Origin of the sequence: Streptomyces europaeiscabiei (assembly GCF_036346855.1) — a bacterium.
Taxonomy (GTDB): Bacteria; Actinomycetota; Actinomycetes; order Streptomycetales; family Streptomycetaceae; genus Streptomyces; species Streptomyces europaeiscabiei.
In genome coordinates this window covers 8,211,315-8,231,884 of the sequence record NZ_CP107841.1, presented here as the reverse complement: position 1 = coordinate 8,231,884, position 20,570 = coordinate 8,211,315, and the positions used below count along the sequence as shown (strand labels likewise).

The 20,570-nt window shown below is 70.0% G+C and carries 14 protein-coding genes; 9 read left to right on the top strand and 5 right to left on the bottom strand.

The annotated features are described in order from the left end of the window. Positions 1-129 precede the first annotated feature (129 nt). From OG858_RS35830 to OG858_RS35820, 3 genes are all read right to left on the bottom strand, one after another. The gene (locus OG858_RS35830) at positions 130-1,389 is read right to left on the bottom strand and encodes an alginate lyase family protein (protein ID WP_086750691.1); all 1,260 of its coding nucleotides are present in this window, start codon (positions 1,387-1,389) and stop codon (positions 130-132) included. A gap of 69 nt (positions 1,390-1,458) precedes the next feature. Then, positions 1,459-4,797 (bottom strand): alginate lyase family protein, encoded by a 3,339-nt coding sequence (locus OG858_RS35825; protein WP_328544061.1) that lies wholly within the window; start codon positions 4,795-4,797, stop codon positions 1,459-1,461. A gap of 15 nt (positions 4,798-4,812) precedes the next feature. Then, complete coding sequence (locus OG858_RS35820) at positions 4,813-6,654, bottom strand: Ig domain-containing protein (RefSeq protein WP_086750689.1); 1,842 nt, start codon at positions 6,652-6,654, stop codon at positions 4,813-4,815. Between the two features lie 699 nt (positions 6,655-7,353). Between OG858_RS35820 and OG858_RS35815 the strand changes: the two genes are divergently transcribed. From OG858_RS35815 to OG858_RS35785, 7 genes are all read left to right on the top strand, one after another. Further along, a complete protein-coding gene (locus OG858_RS35815) occupies positions 7,354-8,367 on the top strand; it encodes a hydroxyacid dehydrogenase (protein ID WP_179201251.1) in 1,014 nt (337 codons plus the stop codon). 477 nt (positions 8,368-8,844) lie between these two features. After that, positions 8,845-10,185 (top strand): ABC transporter substrate-binding protein, encoded by a 1,341-nt coding sequence (locus tag OG858_RS35810; RefSeq protein WP_086750688.1) that lies wholly within the window; start codon positions 8,845-8,847, stop codon positions 10,183-10,185. Between the two features lie 11 nt (positions 10,186-10,196). Further along, the gene (locus OG858_RS35805) at positions 10,197-11,081 is read left to right on the top strand and encodes a carbohydrate ABC transporter permease (protein ID WP_086750687.1); all 885 of its coding nucleotides are present in this window, start codon (positions 10,197-10,199) and stop codon (positions 11,079-11,081) included. A gap of 56 nt (positions 11,082-11,137) precedes the next feature. Then, the gene (locus tag OG858_RS35800) at positions 11,138-12,061 is read left to right on the top strand and encodes a carbohydrate ABC transporter permease (RefSeq protein ID WP_328545277.1); all 924 of its coding nucleotides are present in this window, start codon (positions 11,138-11,140) and stop codon (positions 12,059-12,061) included. 98 nt (positions 12,062-12,159) lie between these two features. Beyond that, positions 12,160-13,926, top strand: a complete 1,767-nt coding sequence (locus OG858_RS35795; RefSeq protein WP_328545278.1) for a family 43 glycosylhydrolase — start codon at positions 12,160-12,162, stop codon at positions 13,924-13,926. A gap of 465 nt (positions 13,927-14,391) precedes the next feature. After that, entirely contained in the window at positions 14,392-15,432 is a 1,041-nt protein-coding gene (locus tag OG858_RS35790) for a LacI family DNA-binding transcriptional regulator (RefSeq protein ID WP_086750686.1), read from the top strand. 202 nt (positions 15,433-15,634) lie between these two features. Then, entirely contained in the window at positions 15,635-17,653 is a 2,019-nt protein-coding gene (locus OG858_RS35785) for an alkaline phosphatase family protein (protein ID WP_327745219.1), read from the top strand. Between the two features lie 128 nt (positions 17,654-17,781). Here OG858_RS35785 and OG858_RS35780 read toward each other — a convergent pair whose 3' ends face one another. Further along, on the bottom strand, positions 17,782-18,447 hold the full coding sequence (locus tag OG858_RS35780) for a hypothetical protein (protein ID WP_408059447.1): 666 nt from the start codon (positions 18,445-18,447) through the stop codon (positions 17,782-17,784). A 321-nt stretch (positions 18,448-18,768) separates the two neighbouring features. On the opposite strand from OG858_RS35780, the gene OG858_RS35775 reads away from it, so the two are divergent. Further along, the gene (locus OG858_RS35775) at positions 18,769-19,173 is read left to right on the top strand and encodes a VOC family protein (protein ID WP_086754571.1); all 405 of its coding nucleotides are present in this window, start codon (positions 18,769-18,771) and stop codon (positions 19,171-19,173) included. 54 nt (positions 19,174-19,227) lie between these two features. Here OG858_RS35775 and OG858_RS35770 read toward each other — a convergent pair whose 3' ends face one another. After that, positions 19,228-19,938 (bottom strand): helix-turn-helix domain-containing protein, encoded by a 711-nt coding sequence (locus OG858_RS35770; protein WP_086747687.1) that lies wholly within the window; start codon positions 19,936-19,938, stop codon positions 19,228-19,230. Positions 19,939-20,264: 326 nt separating this feature from the next. Here OG858_RS35770 and OG858_RS48295 point away from each other — a divergent pair, with 326 nt between their 5' ends. After that, entirely contained in the window at positions 20,265-20,558 is a 294-nt protein-coding gene (locus tag OG858_RS48295) for a helix-turn-helix domain-containing protein (protein ID WP_373420796.1), read from the top strand. Positions 20,559-20,570: the final 12 nt, after the last annotated feature.

The following is a 20,570-nucleotide window of genomic DNA, read 5'->3' as shown; positions in this document are numbered from 1 at the left end:
CACCTCAGAGCACCACATCCCTTCGCGGTATTCCGGTCGTGCCGGGCCTTTGACGGCCGTTCGGGGGACGGCGGGCCGTCTGACGTACACGGGCCGTCTGACGTACACGGGCCATCTGACATACAGGGGCTATCTGGCGTACATCAGGGTGCCGAAGCCCAGCTGGTCGTAGCCTCCGCTGGCCGAGCCGTAGTCGCCGCCACCGCCCTCGGGGCGGATCTGTTCGGCCATGGCGGTGATGTACGGGACGGACAGGCCCCGGCGCCGTGCGTAGTGGTAGTGGACGAGGTCCCACACCGGGCGGAGCTGGCCCCGGCTCGCGGAGGAGACGGCGGTGTGGGTCTGCTGGGCGCAGTTCTGGCCGGTGCCCCAGGTGTAGCCGGTGAAGGGCACGTCCTGGCCGAGGTTGTACTTGGCGACGTACTGGGCGCCCTTCATGAACCGGTTGCCGTCGTAGCCGTACAGGTCGTCTCCCTGCGACCACGCCGTCTCGCAGAAGGCGCCCATCAGACCGATGCCCATGACGCTGTGCGCCTGGTCGCGGCCGGCCTCCTGCCACTGGCCGAGGGCGTGGCCGGCGGAGTCGGTGTGGAGGTACGGGACGGCATGGGCGACGGAGCCGTTGCCTGCGCCGGTCTTGAAGTAGGTGACGGCCTGGTCGTACTTGGCGCCGTCGTCGCACAGGATCCCGATCGCGAGGATCGAGTTCATGGTGCACAGGTCCCAGTTGGCCCAGTAGTTGGTGATGCAGGCGTCGTTGTGGTTGTTCAGGAACTGGTTGTTGAGCGGGTAGAAGACGTTCAGCATCATCGTCCTGAACCGGTCCAGGTCGAACCCGCTGTAGCCACGCATCAGCTCGGCGGCGTTGGCGAACTGGTAGCCGTAGATCCCGGCGGCCAGGAACCGGTCGGCGTTGCCGGTGACGCCGGTGAGCGTCGACGACCAGGCGTTGAGGATACGGACCGCCGCGTCACCGTTGGCGGTGGTGCCGGCGATCTTCCAGCGCAGCGCGTTCTGGTACGCCGCGTGGATGTCGTTGTAGAGGATGCCGTAGTTCTGGCCCGTTCCACCGCGGATGATCGTGGCCTGCGGGTTGGGCGTCCAGGTGCTCGCGGAGTGGGAGTTGGCCGTCAGACGGTTCCAGCCGGACAGCCACGGGTCGTCTCCGGCGGCCACCCGCACCTTGGCGCGGTTGAGTTCTCCGTAGGCGTGCAGCATGCCGGGATGGGTGAAGGCGGCCGGGGCCGCCTCCGCCGTCGTGGCGGTCAAGGCGGCGCCCAGCGCGAGGCCGGCGCTCAGACCGCCGGCTGTCCTCAGCAGACCGCGGCGGCTCAACTCGCCCTCGTGGGGGTTGTCTTCGGGGCTCGGGTGGGGGGAAGTGCGGCTCATCGTGCCTCTCCAGTCCATGGAGGATCGGGCGGCTCCGGGAGAGGGTGTGTGCCCTTTCCCGGGGGCCGCTCATGTGGGGGTGATGCTCACCTCGCTGAATCGCGCGGTGCCGTGGGCCAGCGGGCTGCGGGAGCAGACCACCAGACCCACGTGGTAGGAGGCGTCACCGAAGCCGGGGATCTCTCCCTCGGCGAGGGGGGTGAAGGTGACACCGCCGTCCGTGGAGACCGCTGCGGCGAAGACGGTCCCGTTTCGCTTCAGCCGCAGCAGACAGGGGGTGGTGACCGTGGCGTCGCCGGTGAAAGCCGACCGTCCGGCCACGGTCGTGCGGAGCATGAGCTGGGCGCTCGTCCCGCCGCTGACGATCGCCCCGGCCGCCTGATCGAACGGCGAGAGCGACTTGGCCATCAGCAGCCCGACCCGGTCGGCACCGGTCCCGGTACGGGAGTCCAGCCGGACGGTGACCTCACAGTCCCCGGTGATCGGCTGCCTGACGAACTGGCCTGTCATCGCTTGGTTGTTGACGGTCAGGTCGACGCCGGCGCCGCGCACGACGAAGGTCCCGTCATCCTCGTACGCGGTGCTGCCGGGGGTGCGGACGGCGACCACGCCGAGGGTTCCGAACCGCCGGTCGTCGAGGACCGGGTCGCCGAGGTCGCCGTAGGTCCAGGGGGCGGGCGGTGGTGTGCCGACGGTCAGGCTGAGCGTGCCGGTTCCGTCGCCCGCCGCGTTGCCCGCGGTGGTGGTGACGGTGAACTCGCCGGTCCGGGTGGGGGTTCCGGAGACCAGGCCGGTGCGGCTGTCGACGCGGAGGCCGTCGGGGAGTCCGCTCGCGGTGAACCGTACGGGTTCGTGCGAGGCACGGATCAGGTGCTGGAACACATCGCCCTTGTTGGCGAACGCCGTGGCAGCGGAAGTGAGTCGGGGCGCGGAGGGGGTCGGCATCGCCGCGGCGGCGGGCTTCGAGCGTGGGCCGCGTCCGCCGGTGTTCGTCCGGGTGACGACGTAGTGGTACGTCCTGCCGGGAGCGCCGGTGGCGTCCGCGTACCGCAGGCGGGCGCCGAAGCCCACCGGGGCGACATCCGATGCGATCGCCCGGTAGGGACCGTCGGCTCGCGTGGCGCGCAGCACCTCGTAGCGGCCGGAGAGGTCTGGATCGGTCCAGGCCAGCTCGACCGCGTCGGCACCGGCGGTCGCCCCGAGGTCGGTGACCCGCCAGTCAGGACGGGCCACCGACCAGACCTCTCCCCCTGCGGCCGACACGACGGCGACGTTGTCGAACGCCCCGGTGCCGGTCTCGGCGTACTCCTCGTCCACGCCCAGACAGGACGTGAGGACCAGCCCCGCGTACGCGGTGCGCCCCAACTCGACCTCGGTGGTGCCGACTTCGGTCCAGCGGGTGCCGTCCGGGGAGATCGCCCCGGTGCAGCGACGGCCCTTGCGGGTCACCCGCACCCAGTACGGGGCGCGCAGCCGGTAGCCGTCGCCCGCGCCCTCGACGTACGGGGCCTCCAGGGGGGTCGCCGACTCCGGCAGCGCGCCCAGAGCGGAGATCGGGAAGGCGGCGGACGTGGTGATGGCCTGCTGCTGGGAGGGCGGCACGGGCGTACTGCCGGTCGCCGAGATCTCCGAGCCGACCGTCCTCCGTACGCTCCACACACCGCTCCAGGTGTGCAGCGGCAGCCCCTGGATGAGCATCGAGGCGTGTGCGGCGCCCGCGTCGAGCGAGTCGCGGAGGGTGACGCCGATCTTGGAGTACTGGGAGCTGAGCGGCCACACGATCCTTGCGGTGACCGTGCCGTCGCCGCGCAGCGGCAGATGGGCCACGCGGCAGGTGTCCGCCGTACCGCTCGCCGTGAGCACGAATCTCTCGCCGTCGAACGTGGCGGAGCCGGGGATCCGCACGGTCCCCAGGTCCTGGCCGACCCAGGGCCCGGGAAGACCGGCGCAGGCGGCGGCCGGGCGCGAGGCGCCACTGGTTCCCTCGGCGTTGGCGGCGGTGACGGTGTAGTGGTACGTCCGGCCCGCGCGCACGTCCGTGTCGGTGTACGTCGGCTCGTCGAGCCCGGTGGCGACCTTCTCGTACGGGCCCTCGGGGCGGGTGGCCCGCCGCACGGCGTACCCGGTGGCCCACGCCGACGGCAGCCACGCCACGGTCACCGCCCTGCGGTCACCCACCGCCGTCACCCCGGCCGGAGGCTTCGGCGCGGGAGTCGACGCGGGGGCTGTCGCCCCGGCGTAGGCGAAGGTACCGAAGCCGGGCAGGTCGTCGTTGCCGCCCTCGACCACGCGGGCACCTGCCGTGCCCCGGAAGAGGGCCGCCTCGGTGGCGGGGGCGTCGAGGCCGCGCACCCCGGCGTAGTGGGCGTGGTACATCTCGTAGACCGGCGGCAGGTTGCCGCGGCCGACGGCCGAGACGGTCTTCTTGACGTACTTGCCGGTGCGGTCCAGGTCGGGCGTGAAGGGGACCTCGCCGCCGAGGTTGTAGCGGGCCGCGTACTCGGCGTTCGCCAGCAGACGGTGGCCGTCGAAGCCCCACAGGTCGACGCCCTGGTTCCAGGCCACCTGCGCCGCGTCGCCCATCAGGCCGACGGCGAGCTGCTCGTGCCCCTGGTCGCGGCCGGACTCCTGGCCCTGGCCGGCGGCGGTGACGATCCGGCCCGGGACGCCGCCGTTGCCCGCGCCCGCCACCGCGAAGCGCAGCGCGTCCTCGAAGAGGACGGGTTCCTCGCAGAACACGCCGATGGCCAGCACGGTCTGAATGGCCGTCAGATCCCAGTTGCCGTTGGCGTACAGCATGTAGCCGGAGACCGCCGGATACCAGACGTCGAGGAACGACCGCTCGCAGCGGGCGATGCCGGAGGCCGCCCATCCGTCGTAGCCGGTGTGCCGGAGCAGTTCGGCGGCGTTGACGAACTTGAAGGCCTGCAGGCCCGCGCCGAGCGGTCCGTCGGCGCCCGTGATCGTCGTGAGGGACGACGACCATGCGTCGAGGATGTCCCGCGCCTTGTCCGCGTGGGCCCGCACACCCGTCACGCACCACATCAGCGCGTTCTGGTAGGCGGCGGCCGAGTCGGCGACCGCCTGCCCCATGAAGTTGCTCGGGCCGCGCCCCCAGGACGTGACCTGGCCGGTGTTCTGGACGGTGTACGTCGACTTGGAACGGGCGTGGGCGGCGAACGTCAGATAGCCGTCGTGGATCGGCGGCTCCTCGGCGGCGACTGCCGCTTTCAACCGGTCCAGATCGGCCGCGGTGTGCAGCAGGCCCGGGTGGCTGAAGGCGCGGGTCGCTCCGGCGGAACCGGCCCACGCTGTCGTGGCGGAGGCGGAGGCTGACAGGAGTCCGGGTCCGGCCACGGCCGTGAAGCCTGCCGCGCCGAGGAACGACCGTCTGCTGAGGGGAAGCACAGATGTCTCCTGTTCCTACGGGTGCCGCACGGTGAACTTGACGGACTTGGTGGCCGTACCGGCGCTGTTCGTGGCCGAGACGGTGACCGTGCAGGAGCCGGGGCGGCGGGACGGGACACCGGAGATCAGGCCCGTCCTCGTGTCGATGCTCAGGCCCCTGGGCAGACCCTCCGCGGCGAACGACGTGGGGAGCCCGGTCGCCGTGACGAGGTGGTTGAGGACCTGCTTCTTGGTGGCGGTGACCTCGCCCGCGCTGGTGATCTCCGGGGCCGTGGTGGCGGCCGCCGTGTCGGCGTCCAGGAAGCGGAGGTTCTGGACGTGCTCGTTGGCGAACATCGGGACCATGTCGGTCGTCAGGTACCAGCCGGGCTTCTTCATCCTGTCGTGGACGACCGTGCCGTTGACCGTCAGGTTCTGGAAGGTCAGGTTCTTGATGGGCCGGTCCGCGTCGTAGCCGGTCAGGATGGCCGTGGAGGCGTGCGTGCCGTCGTACGTCAGGTTGCGGACGTACACGTCCTCGATGCCCCGGCCCGGGGAGGCGTTGTACCGGTTGGCCATCACGCGCATGTTGAGCAGCTGGCCCCAGGTGAAGTCCTCCACGCGGACGTCCTGGATGCGGACGTTCCGGATGAGGTTGCTGTCGCCGGGGTTGAGGGCGAAGCAGCCCTGGTAGAGGACCTGCGGTTCGCGGTGCTGGAGGATGTCGATGTTGCTGAAGACGATGTTCTCGATGGTCTCGGGCTTCTCGGGGTTGCCGTGGGTGCCCATGTTCACCGGGTGGGCGACGTCGGCCCACAGGGTGGAGTTCCGGACGGTGACGTTGCGGCAGTCGCCGTAGTAGTCCCAGCGGTGGGCGTAGATGGCGATGCAGTCGTCGCTGTTGCGCATGAAGACGCCCTCGATCAGGACGTCCTCGCTGCTGAACACGTCGATGCCGTCGCCCCACTGGCCGAAGCTGTAGGAGTGCAGGTTGCGGACGGTGACCTGCTGCGACTGGCCGATGGTGCAGGAGTAGCCGGTCTTGGGGTTGAGGGCGAGGATGCCGTCGATCTCGATGTTCCTGGAGAACGCCACCAGGGTCGCTGCGTCCGAGTCATGGATGATGCCCCGGCCGAGCAGCCGGGCGTTCTCCACATGGCTGAACTCCACCCGCGCCTTGAGCACCGCGCCGCCGGCCAGGTACACCGTCTTCCCGCTGGGCACCTTCACCACGTTGTCGGTGACGGTGTGGATGCCGGGTCCGAAGTAGATGACGTCCGGGTCGTCCTCCTCGGGCCGCCACTTCTCGATCGGGTTGGCGTGCAGATGGAGGTTGTCGTAGAGGTCGAACGCGCCGCCGTCGGCGTCGCCGATCTCGATGGACAGGTTGCGCGGCTCGGTGAGGCTGAAGGTGATGGTGTCGCCGACGGCCTCGTGTGCGATGTCGTACGACACCGGGCGGATGCGCGCCGAGGGGACGGCGCCCTTCGAGGAGGTGACCTGGACCTCCACGGTGCCTTGGAAGTCGAGGCCCGCGACCGAGGAGCTGCGGACGACGCCGGCGCCGGTCTTCTCGTTGATGGTCTTGGTACGGGCTCGCAGCACGGGCACCGACTGCCATGCGCCGCCGGGTGTACGGGCCCTGACGGAGAAGCTCGCGTTCAGCGGCAGTCCGACCGGGACGGGGTACACCACCAGCCGGTCGGCCTTCGGTCCGTCGGTCTGCGGGCTGTCGGTCCGCGGTCCGTCGGCCTGCGGGCTGTCGGCCGCGCTCGCGGTGCCGGTGGCCGTTCCGAGCAGGGAGTACGCGGCTGCCGTGGCGCCGGCGGCCTGGAGGAGGGTACGCCGGGACGGACCGGAGCCCTGGGTGTCGGACATGAGCGACTTCCTTATGTGCAGGGGATGTGGGTGCGGCGCATGCGATGACGGGGACGGCGCGGGACTCGCTCGATCCTCGACCTGGGCATCCCGGTGACGGCGAACGTGGGAACGGTCGGCTCGGGGCGCCACCCGCACGGATACGCGTGGACACCTCACCTTCGGGAGCGACAACCGGTGAGGTGGCACGGCCGGGCGACACCGACGGGCAACAATCGGTTTCTATCGGTCGACGGGCAGAGCTTGTGCCTGCCCGCACACCGCGTCAAGGGTGTGAACCAGTTTTCGAAACTCTGCGTAAGGCCCGGAACCCGCCCGGACCCCCCCCTCGGAGCCCACGGGCGATCACCCGACGGGCGTGAATGATGCAGGTCAGCGGCGCCGACGAATGACTCCAGCCTGTCGGCGCACCGGCAGGGGGGTGAGCGATCCCACCGTTCCCCGAGTCGGCTCGCGCCCGCCCACGGCGACAGCCCCCTCCCCGCAGAGCCGGGCTCGCCCAGGTCTCGCGCGCCACTCAGCCTCACGGACGCCCAAAACACCCCATTTACTGACAATCCTCAACCTCTTTCCATACCCGTCACCCGATCACGACGATTGACCGCCGATCGACCCCGGACCTACGGTAGAAGACGTTTTCTAGAACTGAACCGCTCCCGCAGCAGCCTGCGTGTCCACCCCCAGCCCTCCAGGAGAGTCATGCCCAGCGCCCAGTCGACGCGAGCCGTGTTCGCCATGGATCCGGTGCATCTGCCCCTGCTCTTCCCGCCGCCGCTCATGGCACGGCTGCGGCAAGTGGCCGAGATCGACCCCGAGTTCGTCGTACGGGACTTCGCCGATCCGGGCGCCGCCTCCACGCTGGCCGGGGCCGAGGTGCTGATCACCGGCTGGGGCTGCCCGCATCTCGACGCGGACGTGCTGACGGCGGCGCCCGGGCTGCGCACCGTCCTGCACGCCGCGGGCTCCGTCCGCGCACTGGTCGGCGAGGCCCTGTGGCACGCCGGGGTCACCGTCTCCAGCGCTGCGGCCGGCAACGCGCTTCCGGTCGCCGAGTACACCCTCGCGATGATTCTGCTGGCCGGCAAGGACACCTTCGACCAGCGCGAACGCTTCCGGCAGACGCACACCTACCCCTCACCCGCCGAGACCGCGGCCATCGGCAACGTGGGCCGCCGGGTCGGGGTCATCGGGGCCTCGCGGGTCGGCCGCAGGCTTCTGGAACTGCTGAAGCCGTTCGACTTCGCCGTCTCGCTCTACGACCCGTACGTCGACACGGCGGGGGCCGCCGCGCTGGGCGCCGAGCCGATGGCACTGGGGGACCTGCTGCGCACCAGCGACATCGTCAGCCTCCACGCCCCCGACATCCCCGAGACCTACCGCATGCTCGACCGCGGCGGACTCGCGCTGATCCGGGACGGCGGCGTCCTCATCAACACCTCCCGGGGCGCCCTGGTCGACCCGGACGCGCTCACCGACGAGCTGCTCTCCGGCCGGCTCAACGCCGTCCTGGACGTCACCGAACCCGAGCCTCTGCCCGTCGGCTCCCCGCTCTACAACCTCCCCAACGTCTTCCTCACCCCGCACATCGCGGGTTCCCTCGGCAACGAGCTGGAGCGCCTCGGCCGTACCGTCGTCGAGGAGCTGGAGCGTCTTGCCTCGGGCCTGCCGCCCGCCCACGAGGTCCGGCACACGGACCTGGCCCGGGTCGCCTGAACCCTGCCGCCTCGCCCGCCCACACGGCGCACGCCCTTCGCGCACCGTGTGTCGCCGCGCCACCCCGCGCCTCCGTACGCCGTACGCCCCTCCGTGGCACTCCTCCGCACACCGCACCTCACCGCGCATGAGCCTGACCACAAACGTTTTCACGCCACGCTGCCGCGAGCGCCACGCCCGCGACGGCTCGGACGTCCCGAACGGCACACCTCTGACCTGGGCACACCTCGCCACTCGACGGCCACCGAACGACGGCTTCCGGCAACCCCACCGACAATCCGGCGTAACAATTTGTCGTTGCGCTCTTGCGTGAGCCGATCGGGCGACCTACGTTTCACAGCAACCGTTTACTACAACGTTTCGCAGGGGCCCCGAGACCCGAGCTGACGGTCCGCCTCGCTCGCCGTCGCCCCACCGAGCCACCCCTCGCGCTCCCCCACTTCCGCGATCGTCTACGTCTCGAAGGATGACCGTACGATGAACTCCATCAGCCCCCGGAGAAGGTTCGCCCGCGTCGCCGTCGCGAGTGTGGCGCTGTCAGGTCTGCTCGCCGCGTGCGGCGGCTCGGACTCGGGCGACGACGGTTCCTCCGGGGCCTCCGGACCGGTCACCCTCCCCTTCTGGGGTTGGGCCAACGGCCAGGAGGCCCTCGTCAAGGCGTTCAACGCCTCCCACCAGGACGTCCAGCTCAAGTACACCAAGGTCACCGACCAGTTGACCATGCAGAAGCAGCTCAGCAACGCGGTGAAGGCGGGCAACGCCCCGTGTCTGCTGCAGAACACCGCCGAGTACGTGACGACGTGGGTGTCGCAGGGCGCGCTCGCCGACATCACCGAGTACGTAGGGCCGAGCAAGGACAAGTTCAACGCCGGCGCGTGGGCCGGGGTCCAGGTGCAGGACAAGGTCTACGGCGTCCCCACGAGCGCGGCGCCCGCCTTCACGATCTACCGCACCGACGTCTTCGAGAAGTACGGCCTCGACGCGCCCGCGACCTGGGACGACTTCATCGCCGCCGGCAAGGTCCTGAAGAAGCACGACATCCACATCACCAACTACGCCGGTGAGGACCCGAGCACCCTGGAGGTGCTCGCGATGCAGGCCGGGGCCCACTGGTACGCGATCGACGGCGACTCCTGGAAGGTGGACTTCCAGGACGAGGGCAGCCTCAAGGCCGCCGACGTGATCCAGCAGATCATCGACAACGACCTCAACTCCAAACTCTCCTTCGCCGACTACGCGGCCGTACAGCGCAACTACGACAAGGGCGGCACGGTCACCCGCCAGATCTCCACCTGGCAGATGTCCGGCATGGTGCAGAACTTCACCGACTCCTTCGGCAAGTGGGCGCTCACACCGTGGCCGACGTACAAGGGCGAGACGGCCAAGACGCCGGCCGGCACCAACCAGAGCGGTGGCATGAACCTGGTCACCGAGCAGTGCGCGTACAAGAAGCAGGCCGCCGAGGCGGCCCTGTGGTTGTCCACCGACACCGGCGCGGTCAAGTCCATGGCGAGCCCGGAGACGGGCAGCGGTGTCATGCCGGCGCTCGCCGACAGTGACTCCTATGTGACCGAGGCGATCTCCGAGAAGCTGCTCGGCGACCACTACGAGCCCGGCAAGAAGGTCGTCACGGACAGCCTGGGCACGGTGACCACCGACTGGGTCTACGGCCCCGACTGGACGGCCATGTTCACCGAGCTGCAGAGCGAGTGGGGCAAGGTCGTCAGCAAGAAGCAGAAGGTCACCGATCTGCTCGCGCACATGCAGGAGTGGACGGTCAAGGACCTCAAGTCGCGCGGTATCAACGTCAAGGGCTGAGGCATCTCCCGATGATTCGCTCCCAGCGCTGGAAGGGTGCCGCGTTCACGGTGCCCTTCCAGCTCGGATTCGTCTTCCTGTATCTGCTGCCCATCGGGTACGCGATCCACGAGTCGCTGTTCCAGGAGAAGCAGTCCGGGCTCGGACTCGGCGGCGCGACCCGGGAGTTCTCCGGGTTCGAAAACTACCGACTCGGGCTGACGGACTCGGCGTTCATGGGCTCCATCCTGCGGGTGGTGCTGTTCGCCTGCGTCCAGATCCCGTTCATGCTGCTGGTCAGTCTGGTCCTGGCGCTGTGCCTGGACGCGCTCACGTCGAAGGCCGCGAACCGCTTCCGGATCGTGCTGCTGGTCCCGTACATGATCCCGGGCGTGGTCGCGGCGATCGTGTGGATCAACCTGTACAGCCCCGAGGTGGGCCCGCTGACCCCGATCGGCGACCTCTTCGGGTTCGACTGGAACTTCTTCGCGCCCTCCATGGTGTGGCCGTCCATCGGCAACCTCCTCACCTGGCACGGCATCGGCTACAACATGGTGATCATCTACTCGGCGCTCCAGGGCGTACCCCGCGAACTGTTCGAGGCCGCCCGCCTCGACGGTGCCTCCGAGGCGCGGATCGCGCTGAGCGTCAAGATCCCGTTCGTGCGCGGGGCGTTGGTCCTGACCGGTCTGCTCTCCATCATCCAGATGCTGCAGATCTTCAACGAGCCGGCACTGTTCCGGAACATCACCCCGGAGACCGTCGACGACGCCTTCACCCCGATCATGATCATCTACAACCAGGCGTTCAACGCGGGCAACTACCACTACGCCGCCGCCCTGTCGGTGCTCCTCGCCCTGATCCTCGGCGTCGCCTCCCTCCTCTTCTACCGGCTGACCTCGAAGGAGGTCGACTGATGGCCACGACCACCACCGGCTCCCCCAAGAATCACGGGACGTCCGAGACTTCCCAGATGCCCGGTAAGTCCGGTAAGTCCGGTAAGTATGGGAGTTCCGGTGTGCCTCCCGTGCGGCGGATCATGAGCCCCGACGCCGCCTCGCGCGGGCGCGGCGGCCAGCGGTTCATCCTGCTCGGCCTGATCCTGGCGAGCGTCTACAGCCTGTTCCCCGTGTGGTGGCTGATCGTCGCCGCCACCAAGGACCGGGTGGGGCTGTACCAGAGCAACGGCCTGTGGTTCTCCGGCATGCACCTCTGGGACAACCTGCACCAGCTGTTCACCTACGAGGACGGCATCTTCCTGCGCTGGACCGCCAACTCGTTCCTGTACGCCGGTGTCGGCTCCCTCGGCGGCACGCTGATCGCGCTGGCAACCGGTTACGGCCTGGCCCGCTTCGAATTCCCCGGCCGGGGTGTGGTGTTCGCGTGCGTGGTGGGCTCGTTCCTGATCCCGATCGCCCTGCTCACGCTCCCGCTGTACCTGATGTTCTCGGAGATCGGCCTGGTCGACACCCCCTGGGCGATGCTGATCCCCTGCCTCATCAACCCCTTCAGCGTGTATCTGGCGAAGGTCTACACCGAGGCGACGATCCCCTTCGAACTGCTGGAGGCGGCCCGTATCGACGGCGCCGGTGAGCTGCGGATCTTCTTCAGCATCGTGCTGCGGATGATGACCACGGGCGGTGCGACGGTCTTCCTGCTGGCCTTCGTCAACACCTGGAACGCCTTCTTCCTCCCCCTCACCGTCCTGCGCGGCGAGGAGAACTGGACCCTGAACCTCGGCCTCTACAACTGGACCGGCAAGCGCCTCGAATCCGGCATCGACCTGACCAGCCTGGTCCTGACCGGTGCCCTGCTCTCCATCGTCCCGCTGGCGATCATGATGACCGCGATGCGCCGCTACTGGCGGTCGGGCGTGACGCTGGGGGCACTGAAGTGACGGCCCTTTCCGGAACGCCGGGAGCCGGTGACGCGAACGTGGCCATGGGCATGGGCATGGGCATGGGCATGGGCATGGGCACAAACGCGAGCGTGGGCGTGACTGTGGCCCGCAACCCGGTCATCCGTGGCTTCGCCCCCGACCCCTCCCTGATCAGGGTCGGCGAGTGGTACTACGTGGCGACCAGTTCGTTCGAGTGGTTCCCGACGATTCCCTTGCACCGGTCCAGGGATCTGGCGCACTGGGAGTACGCCGGTCATGTGCGCGGCGCGGCCCCGGGCGACTCGCTGGGCGGGCTGCCCGACTCGGGCGGCATCTGGGCCCCGTCCCTGAGCTGGGACGGCGAACGCTTCTGGGTCGTCTACACGATCGTGCGGTCGGTCGGCACGCGCTACTTCGACCTGGACACGTACATCAGCACGGCCCCGGCGGTGGACGGCGCTTGGACCGCTCCACGCCGCGTGGCGAGCCACGGCTTCGACCCCGCCCTGTTCCACCACGAGGGCCGGCTCTGGCTGCTCAACATGCAGAGCGACCACCGTCCGGGCGGCGGGCGCTTCGCCGGAATCGTCCTGACGGAGTTGGACCGCTCCACCCTGCGCCCCCTCGGCGACACCCATCTGCTGCTCCAGCACGACCAGCTGATCGAGGGCCCCAAACTCCTGGTTCGCGGCGGCTGGCACTACCTGGTCCTCGCCGAGGGCGGCACCGGTGTCGAACACGGGGTGCGGGTGGCACGCAGCCGGGCGCTGACCGGCCCGTACGAACTCGACGACCGGCCCTTGCTGACGACACGGGACGACCCGAAGGCGCCGTTGCAGAAGGCCGGGCACGCCGAACTGGTCGAGACACCGACCGGCGAGTGGTTCCTCAGCCATCTCATCGCCCGCCCCCTGCACACCGACCACGGCATCCGCTGCCCTCTGGGCCGGGAGACCGCCGTCCAGGCGGTGATCTGGGACGCGGAGGGCTGGCCCCGGCTGCGGCAGGGGGGTTGGCATCCGGCGGTGGAGGTGGAGGTGGGGGTGCCGATGGCGCAGACGGCGGCCACCGCAGGACACGCGGTGCCGGTGACCCTGGACGCGTCCGCGTACCCGGCGACCTCCGCCGCCGCACCCGCCGCGCCGACGGCGGCCGACGCGTTCGCCGTGCGGACGGCCGGCATCTTGTCCGTCGTGTCGAGCGCCGACGGCTCGTCGGCCGCGTCGGCGTCGGTGGCCGGGTCCACCGCGCACGAGCGCACGTTGGCCTGGCCGTGGAGCAGCCTGCGTGGCGAGCCGGACGCGTCCTGGGCCGACACCGCGGCGCGGCCCGGCTGGATCCGGCTGCGGGGTCGGCAAGGTCCCGAGTCGTTGTGGGAGCAGAGTCTGCTGGCGCAGCGGCTCACCGAGCACCGGGCCGAGGTGGAGGTCACCGTGCAGGCCCGGCCGCGCACCTTCGGCGAGGCCGCCGGATTGACCTTCCGGTACAACACCTCCTCCTACCTCTCCCTCGACCTGACCTGGGCCGAACCCGAGGGCGAGCCACAGCGCGGCCAGCAGTGGCGGGGTGAGGGTCGTACCGTGCTCAGTCTCCTCGAACGCGACGAGGACGGGGCCCGGCAAGTGGCCGTCGTCGAGGTCGAGCCGGAGCAGCCGGTCACCCTGGGAGCGAACGTCGACGGCGCGGAGGCCCGCTTCTGGTACCTCCGCGACGGCATACGCACCCCCATCGGACCGGTCCTCGACTTCACCCACCTCTCCGACGACTACGGCTCCCGACTGCGCTTCACCGGCGCGTTGGCCGGCATCCACGCGCAGGACCTCGTCGCCGCGGAGTTCACAGCGGACTTCAGCGGGTTCAGGCTGGTGTGCTCGGTGGAATGAGGGGCGAGGACGGGCGGGCACGGGATTCCGGGCCGGCTGTACCGCGGGTGCGGGCCCGGTCACCGGGCCCGCACCCGATCGAAGAACCGCACTCCTCCGTACTCACCCCGCCCTGCGGCCCGTGGCGGATGCCGTCCCCGCCTGACCCCGGCCTCCGGCCCATCACAGCCGTGCGCCTCAAAACTGTGCCTCGAAACTGTGCCTCAAACCTGTGACTGTCCTCGGCCTTCGGTAGGCCCGCCCGCACCTCACTCCCCGGCCCAACCCCGACAGAGCCCCACTTGTTCGAAGTTTCGAAAGTTTTGACCAGTACGGTCCTGTGAATCCCTGCTTCTTCCCGCCGTGTTGAGTTGGGCTTACCGTAGGAAGCGCTTGCTACGCGGTTCGGACTTCCGACGTGCAGGCGACGCTGTTCGAAAATTTCACACCGGCCCTCGGGACGGGGCCCTGAGAGGTGGAGTCGCGATGGTGCGGGGCGGAAGCGCGACGGCCGGGCCGACGCTGGCGGTGGTGGCGCGCGAGGCCGGGGTGTCCGTACCGACGGCCTCGAAGGTGGTCAACGGCCGGGAGGACGTGGCCCCGGAGACCAGGCGCCGGGTCACCGAGGCGCTGGACCGGCTCGGCTATGTCCGCCGACCCCGGTTCGAGGCTTCGAAGCCGCCGCGCATGGTCGACCTGGTGGTGCACTCTCTGGAGAGCTCCTGGTCGGGCGCGGTACTGCACGGTGTCGAGCAGGCCGCCCACGACGCCGGCCTGGAGGTCGTGGTCTCGGCCGGCCTGACCCGTAGCCAGGGCGCCCGCCCCGAACGCGGCTGGTTCGACAAGCTGACCGCACGGGGCTCGGCGGGCGTGCTGTTCAACCTGGCCGAGCTGTCCCCCGCCCAGTACTCCTGGCTCACCCAGCACCGCATCCCGTTCGTGCTGATCGACCCGGTCCTGGAACCGCCGGCCGGCGTGGTGTCGGTGGGCGCGGCCAACTGGCAGGGCGGGATGACCGCCACCGACCACCTGTTGGCCCTGGGCCACAAGCGGATCGCGGTGATCGCCGGGTACCGGCGGAAGATGTGCAGCAGCGACCGGGTGGCGGGCTACCGCTCGGCGCTGACGGCCGCGAGTATCCCGTACCGGCCGGAGTACGTCCGTTACGGCAACTTCATGGAGACCACCGCCCGCCACCGTATGCTCCAACTGCTCGACCTCCCCGAACCTCCGACCGCTGTGTTCGTCTGCTCGGACAAGATGGCCCTCGGGGTGTACGAGGCGCTGGCCGAGCGGGGGCTGCGGGTGCCGGACGACATCAGTGTGGTCGGCTTCGACGACCTTCCCGAGGCCCGCTGGGCGACTCCCGGCCTGACCACCATCCGCCAGCCGCTCTCGGAGATGGCCCAGACCGCGCTCCGGCTGTTGGTGCGGATGATGGAGGGCGACCAACCGGAGGGAATGCGCACCGAGTTGTCGACGCGGCTGGTGGAACGGTCCAGTACGGGGGCGCTGCGCCCGGCTTGAGCAGGTGGACGCGGGTGGGCGACGGGTGCGTTTGGGTTCGGTCAAGTGGTTGCGAAGACCCTGAGTGCGGGTGAACGGTTGGCGTCGTGGGACCGTACGCATAGCAATGGCCCACCGGGTGTTCCGGCGGTCCCGCCGTCCCCGGCCCACTCCGTTCCACCAGCACTGAGCTCCACATGCTCCACAGGGAAGGACCTTCGGGTTGTCTCACATACGCTCTCCGCAGCTTCCGGGACCGACACCGGCACCGGACGACGACGAAGCCCCTGAGGAAGCCGCCCCTCCGGAGCCGACGTCGGAAGAGACTTCGCCGGACGCGGGAGCGAAGGCAGCGGCAGAGCCAGAGCCAGAGCCGGAAGCAGCGACCGAAGCCAAGGCCGAGACCGAAGCGGCAAAGCCGAAGCCCGTTCAGAAGGACAAGTCCGAGCCGGAGGCTGACGCAGGGCCGGCACCCCAACCGGCGACGACGACGGCACCGGCACCGGCATTGACACCTGCATCGGGGCCGACCGCAGGCGAGCAACCCCCTGGCGAGCCTTCCCCCGAACCCCCGGCCGCACCGTCCGGCTGGCGTGTCGAGCACCCCCGGGCCGCGCGGGCCGTCGCCTGGACCGTGAGTGGGCTGGCCGTCGCACTCGTCATGTTCGCGCTGCTCGTGCCGAACGATGTCACCGACATCGGGTTCGGACGTTTCCTGCGGATCCCGGCCGAAGGGATCCTCGTGGCGGGACTCCTGCTCGTGCTGCCGGCGAAGGCGCGGCGCGTGGCGGTGGTGGTGGTCGGGGTGCTGCTCGGGCTGCTGACGATCGTCAAGGTGCTGGACATGGGGTCGTACTGGACCCTGGACCGCCCGTTCGACCTGGTGCTGGACTGGATCCTGCTGGACGACGCGCAGTCGTTCATGAAGGACTCGCTCGGCGGCGCGGCCGCGCAGGCCGCGACGGTCGGGGTGATCGTGCTGGCGCTGGCGTTGCCGGTGCTGATGACGCTGGCGGTCGTGCGGATCAGCCGGCTGATGGCGCGCCACCGGCACACGGCGAGCCGTACGCTGCTCGTCCTGGGGACCGCGTGGATCACCTGCTCGACACTGACGCTGGAGGTGTCCGACGTACCGGTGGCCTCGCACAGCGCGGCGACGCTCGTGGAGAACCGGATCGAGTCGGTGGGCGACGGACTGAAGGACGGGGAGGCGTTCCGCAAGCAGTCGGCGGTGGACGCCTTCGCGGACGTGCCGCCCGACCAACTGCTGACGGGGCTGCGCGGCAAGGACGTACTGATCACGTTCATCGAGAGCTACGGCCGCTCCGCGATCGACGACCCGCGGATGGGTGAGCCACTCAGCGAGACGCTCTCGGAGAAGACGCAGGCATTGAAGGACGCCGGGTACGCGTCGCAGAGCGGCTGGCTGCGCTCCCCCATCACGGGCGCCGGCAGCTGGCTGGGGCACTCCACGTTCCTGTCGGGTCTGTGGATCAAGAACCAGTCGCGTTACTCCCACCTCGTCGCGAGCGACCGTCTCACCCTGACCGAGGCGTTCCGCCGCACCGGCGCCTGGCGCACGGTCGGCATCGTTCCGGGCACCCAGATGGCCTGGCCGGAAGGCAAGTACTTCGGCCTGGACCACATCTACGACTCCGACCAACTCGGCTACAAGGGACCGAAGTTCAGCTGGTCCACCATGCCCGACCAGTACACGCTGAAGGCCTTCGAGGAGCTGGAGCACGGCAAGAAGGACCGCGAGCCGATGATGGCGGAGATCATCCTGACCTCCAGCCACAACCCGTGGGCGCCGATCCCGAGCACGATTCCCGAGGACCAGGTCGGCGACGGGTCGATCTACCACTCGCTGCAGAAGGCCGAGGGCAAGGACCCCACGGAGGTCTGGAAGGATCCCTTGGCCGTGCGGGACGAGTACCGCAAGTCGATCCAGTACTCGGTGACAAGTCTCGTCGACTACGTCGCCAAGTACGGCTCCAAGGACACCGTCCTGATCTTCCTCGGCGACCACCAGCCCAACAAGACGGTCACCGGCGACAACCCCAGCCATGACGTGCCGGTCTCGATCGTCGCCCAGGACCCCGAGGTGCTGGAGAAGATCTCCGACTGGGGTTGGACGGACGGTCTCAAGCCCGCCGACAACACTCCGGTGTGGCGGATGGACAAGTTCCGCGACCGCTTCATGACGGCGTTCGGCCCGCAGCAGCCGGGCGGCACGTCCTGATCGTCGGTCGCGTATGCCCTCGGGGCGGATCGTTCAGGCGATCCGCCCCGCAGCAGTTCATGCCGTGAGTTCGTGCTCCGGGGGCGGGAGCGCCCGTGGGACCGCTCCAAGTGCTGCGACGCGGGGGCTCAGCCCGACGTGCCCACCTCGTTGTTCGGTGCTCCGTCGCCCACCGGGGGCAGGTCACCGCGTTCGATCGGCATGCCGTCGGGCGGGGGCGGGGGCTTGTCATGGTGGCGGGGCGGGAGGAGAACGGCGAGTTCGGCGTCGGTGGGGCGGCGCGCGGCGAGGGCGGCGGCCCGCAGGGTGTCTCGGTCCACCGCGGCCGTGGCGGCGCTGATCCGGACGAGGTGTCCGTCCTCCGGCACGGCGTACTCGTGCTGTCCCGCCGAGGTGCGGTACCAGGCGTCCCCGTCGCGCTCGCAGCCGACCGCCTCGCCGGTGCCCTGGCCGAGCGGCCGCTCGGGGCAGCTCCCGGCGGTCATCGTGCCGCGGTCGACGAGAAGCAGGAGCTGGGCGCTGTTCTTCCGGGACCAGTACGCGGCGGAGAAACCGTCGGCGCCGTACACACCCACCGACTGCCGGGCCAGCGTGAATCCGGGGGCCTCGGTGACATAGACGAGCCCCGGCGCGAGGCCCAGCGCCTCGGCCCGAGCATGGAGCTCCGCCCGGTCGGGGGCCGGCACCAGAGGCTCGCGGCCCGCGACCACGACCTTCTCGGTCCCGCAGGCTGTGAGCAGCAGCGGCAGCAACGCCAGGGGCAGCAGAACACGTGCGGTACGAGGCATGTGCATGCCCCATATCCTGCCGCACAGTTGTTCCACAGGTGAGCCAAAGAGTCCGTTCTTGTGAGAGCGCTTGCCCACACGGCCCTTTCCCACCATGGGAGCTGGAGAGGGCCGGGCGAATCGCATGACGGAGGAGGACCGACGGGCGGCGGGCGGCGGGCGGCGGGCGGCGGGCGGCGGGCGGCGGGCGGCGGGCGGCGGGCGGCGGGCGGCGGCTACCAACGACGGGCGCAGGTGCCCGTGCCCGTATCCGCGCCCGCCCCCGTGCCCGCGCCCGTGTCCGATTCCTTCAAGACCGGTCCACGACAGCCCGCCTACGGTGGCCGTATGACTCCACGACTCGACGCGATCGGCATGGTGACCACCGACATGGCCGCCTCCGTCGCCTTCTACCGCCGACTCGGTTTCGCCTTCCCGGAGGGCGCCGAGAACCAACCGCACGCAGAGGCCCCACTGCCCGGCGGGATGCGGCTGCTGCTCGACACCGAGGAGACCATCCGCTCCTTCCACCCCGGTTATCACCCGGGAACGGGCGGTGGTGCCGGACTGGCCCTGCTGTGCGAGGGTCCGGCCGAAGTCGACGCGGTGTACGAGGAGTTGGTGAACGCCGGGTACCGCGGCGAACTCAAGCCGTGGGACGCGGTGTGGGGCCAGCGGTACGCCGTGGTCCTCGACCCCGACGGCAACGGCGTCGACCTCTTCGCACCGCTGCCGACGCCCGCTCCCGAGTAGCCCGGCACCCTGCCAGGCCCGCTACCGAGTAGCCCGGCACCCCGCCAGGGCCCGCTACCGTCCGCCGAGCAGCGCGCCGAGCGGCAGCCCCGCCAACTCCCGTACGTCACGCGCCAGATGTGCCTGGTCGGCGTACCCGGTCCGGGCCGCCGTCTCGGCGAAGGGCACCCCGTCCCGGGCTAGCGCGAGCGCCCGTTGCAGCCGCAGCACCCGCCCGAGGGTCTTTGGCCCGTACCCGAACGCGGCGAGTGACCTGCGGTGCAACTGCCGTGCCCCGAGCCCGAGTTCGTCGGCGGTCGCCGCGACGGGCCGCCCCGCGTCGAGGGCGGCGACGACCTGCCGCAGCACCGGGTCGGGCCGCGCCACCTCGGCCGCCCGCTCCAGGACCACCTCTTCCAGCCCGCTCGCCGGATCACCCGCCGCGTTCACCCGCGCGGTGAGCCGCCGCACGACCGCCGGGGACCACAGCTCGGCCAGCTCCACCCGCCGGTCACGCAACTCGTGCGCGGGCACACCGAGAAAGGCGGGCGCGGTACCCGGATAGAACCGGAGGCCCGCCCAACTGCTCGGAGCCCCTTCGGTGACGTACGCCCGCGTGTCCGGCCCTGCGACCATCAGCCGCCCGTCGCTCCACAGCAGATCCATGCACCCGTCCGGCAGAACCCGCCCGGAGCCGGAACCTGAGCCGGACCCGACCGGGCCACCGGGGCTGTTCGTCCACACGACGGCCCCACCACCCAGCCGAGACGCCCTTTCCAGATACACACCAAAAAGGCTACGCCTCCGGGGCCGCCCTGCTGTTTGTTGCCTAGCGAATCACCGTGCACCACTCGCCCGCGCCTCTCAGAAGCCCGCCGGTGCCCAGCGGCAGGAACGGGACATCGCTCCTCCGTGCCGTGGCAGGACACGGCTCCCGGAATCATTCGCGGTGTTTCGGCCTTCAGGTCGGGGATGAGGCGATTCTCGTGCCGCGACACGGACTGCCACGGTAGCGCTCCGGCGGTGCCGGGCCCTGCTTCCTTCCTGACGGTGACGGGTCGCCCACACGTTCCCGATGACGACGTGGGTTCGATGTACCTAGTGTGATCGTCATGCAGCTCCGGTACGCCTTCAGGCTGTACCCCGACGCCGCTCAGCAGGCCGCGCCGGCCAGGGCGTTCGGGTCCGCCCGCGTCGTGTTCAACGACGCCGCGCGTATCCGCGAGGACGCCCGCGCAGCCGGGCAGCCGTTCCCGACGGCCGGTCAGCTGTCCCGGAAGCTGATCATCGAGGCACAACGGACGCCGGAGCGGTCCTGGCTGGGTGAGGTCTCCGCGGTCGTCCTCCAGCAGTCCCTGCGCGACGCGTGCACGACGCCGGATGGTCATCGTTCATCGGCATGCTGAAGTACAAGGCCG